This is a genomic window from Mycobacterium sp. 852002-53434_SCH5985345, assembly GCF_001667155.1.
Classification (GTDB): domain Bacteria; phylum Actinomycetota; class Actinomycetes; order Mycobacteriales; family Mycobacteriaceae; genus Mycobacterium.
On record NZ_LZIE01000023.1, the window covers coordinates 1 to 2,631 of the forward strand.

Sequence of the window (2,631 nt, forward strand, 5' to 3'; positions counted from 1 at the left end):
AGGCCGCGGGCACCCAGCTCCAACTTGTGTGGCGGCGCGACCAGCGTCGGGGTGTCGAAGCCGACGAGCACCCGGCCCCACGCCGCCCGCGCGGCATCGGCGTCGCGGTCGGCCAGCCAGGTGACGAACCGGCGATACGGCGGCGGCGGAGCCAGCCGCTGCCCGGTGAGGCTGGCGAATGTCTCGTTCACCAGGATGGGAACCGACCAACCGTCGAGCACGATGTGGTGAATGGTCAGCACCAGCCGGTGCCGGTTCGGCGCGGTGCGGATCATGGCCACCCGGAAGGCCGGCCGGTCGGCCAGGTCGTAGACCGCGGCGCGCTCGGCGGCGCAGATTTCCCCGATGCCCTCGTCGGCGCCCTGGCGGCCGTCGAGCTCGACGTACCGCCATGCCATCGCCGGGTTGGCGGGGATGATCTGCACCGGCTCGTCTGGCCGGTCCCAGAACCGGGCGACCAGGTGCGGATGCCGGTCAACGACGGTTTGCACCGCGTCGCGCAGGCTGTCCCGGTCCAGCGGGCCGGTGACGCTGATGTCCAGCTGCACGACGTACAGGTCACTGGAATCCTGGCCGCTGCCCCGCCTGGTGGTCGCGTGGAAGAGCAGACCCTGCTGCAGGGGGGTCAACGGCAACACGTCGGCAATCCGGTGTTGCCGCTCGAGCTCGTCGATCTCCTGCTGGAGCAAGCGGGCCGGGAGGATGTCCGACGGGGTCAGTCCGCCGCCACCCGATCGCACGTGGGCGCAGATACCGCTCAGCGCCTCGAACCACAGCCCGCTCAGCCGGGCGAGTTGCTCGCGGTCCAGTACCGAGGGCGCCCACGTCCAGTTGGCGTGCAGCTGCGGGCCGGCCTCGGTCTCGGCGGTGCCCGCGTTGAGGTCCACGGTGTGCATGAGCGGCATGGGCACCGCCGTGCTGGTGCCGGTCACCGACGAGCCGTCTCGCGAGATTCGCCACAACTCGTCCGACAACTCGGCGGCCGCGCCGCCCAGCCGGCCCAGGTAGTTGAAGCCGATCGCCGGGTCGGAGCCGTGCAGGTCGACATCGTCGTTCAGGTAGCGCAGCAGCCCGTAGGTCAGGGGGTCCGGCTGCGCGCGCAGCTGTTCCTTGGCCTGCTTGAGCACGGCGCCCAGCGCGGGGTCACCGGAAACCACGCGCTCCCAAGGCAATTGATCCACCGCCAAGGACACCGGGTACTTGGTGGTGAACCACCCGACCGTGCGTGACAGGTCCACTCCGGCGGCGAGTTCCTCGTGTCGGCCGTGGCCCTCGACGTCGATGCCGACCGGCCCGCCGCCGGGAAGGTCGCCGCCAAGGAACTCCGCCCAGGCCAGGGCGTAACCGATCAGCAGGATGTCGTTGACGCCGGCGTGGAAGGCCGCCGGCGCCTCTCCGAGCAGCGTGCGGGTGGTCTCCACGTCCAGCGCCACCGACAGGTGCTCGGCGGTCTCGTAGGTGTCCGTCTCGGGGCGCACCCCCGGTAGCGCGGGCGGCGTCGCCGCGATCCGCTGCCAGGCGCCGGCCTGCTCCACCACTGCCGGGTCATGCGCGTGCTCGCCCAGTAGGGCCGCCCAGCGGGCGAACGACGTCCCACCCGGCGGCAACGCCACCGGCTGCCCGCCGCGATGCTGCGCCCAAGCAATGTTCAAGTCTTCCAACAGGATTCGCCAGGACACCCCGTCGACGGCGAGGTGGTGGATGATCAGCACCAGCTGTCGGGTGGAGACCGCCCACAGCGCGCTCAGCACCACCCCGTCGGCCGGGTTCAGCCGCGAGCGCGCCGCGGTCACGGCGGCGTCCGATAACACGTCCACCGCGTGCAAGTGGTCGGCGGCATCGACCGATCCCGCCTCGGGCACGGTCAGCGACCACTCGTCGTGCACGCGCAGCCGCAGCATGGCGTGCCGGTCCAGCAGGGCCTGCAGCACCGCCACCACGTCGGTCTCGGTGACCCCGGCGGGAGCCTCGACCACCATCGTTTGGTTGAACTGGTCGACCGGACCGCCTGCCCTTTCTATGCCCTGCAGCCACCGGATGATCGGCGTTGCCGATAGTTCCCCGATGCCCTCGTCGGTCGCGCCGGGGTCGCCGTCGGCGGCGCCGACGACGCGGGCCAGCCGGGCCACGGTCTGCTCGACGAAGATGTCGCGCGTCCGGCACGTCAGACCGGCGGCCCGCGCCCGCGTCACCACTTGCATCGACGAGATGCTGTCGCCGCCCAGGTCGAAGAAGGAGTCGTCGACGCCGATCCGCTCGACGCCGAGCACCTGGGCGTAGATGCCGGCCAAGGTCTCCTCGACGGGACTGCTCGGGGCCCGGTAGCGATCGACCTCCCGGTATTCGGGCGCCGGCAGGGCGCGAGCGTCAAGCTTGCCGTTGGGTGTCAGCGGCAGCGCGTCGAGCGTCACCACGGCCACCGGAACCATGTACGCGGGGAGCCGGTCGGCCAGCCGGGCGCGTAGCTCGGCGGGGTCCGCCGAACCGGTGACGTAGCCGACCAGGCGCTTATTACCGGGCCGGTCCTCGCGGGCGATGACGGCGGCCTGCGCGACCCCGGTCAAACCGGTTAGCGCCGTGCGGATTTCGCCGAGCTCGATGCGGTAGCCGCGGATCTTGACCTGCTCGTCG

Annotated in this window: 1 protein-coding gene; it reads right to left on the reverse strand. The window is 71.4% G+C overall.

Features of this window, described 5'->3' with window-relative positions; genetic code table 11:
- Positions 1-2,631: condensation domain-containing protein (locus A5756_RS03375; RefSeq protein ID WP_232005316.1), on the reverse strand; the 2,631-nt coding region annotated here is incomplete at both ends.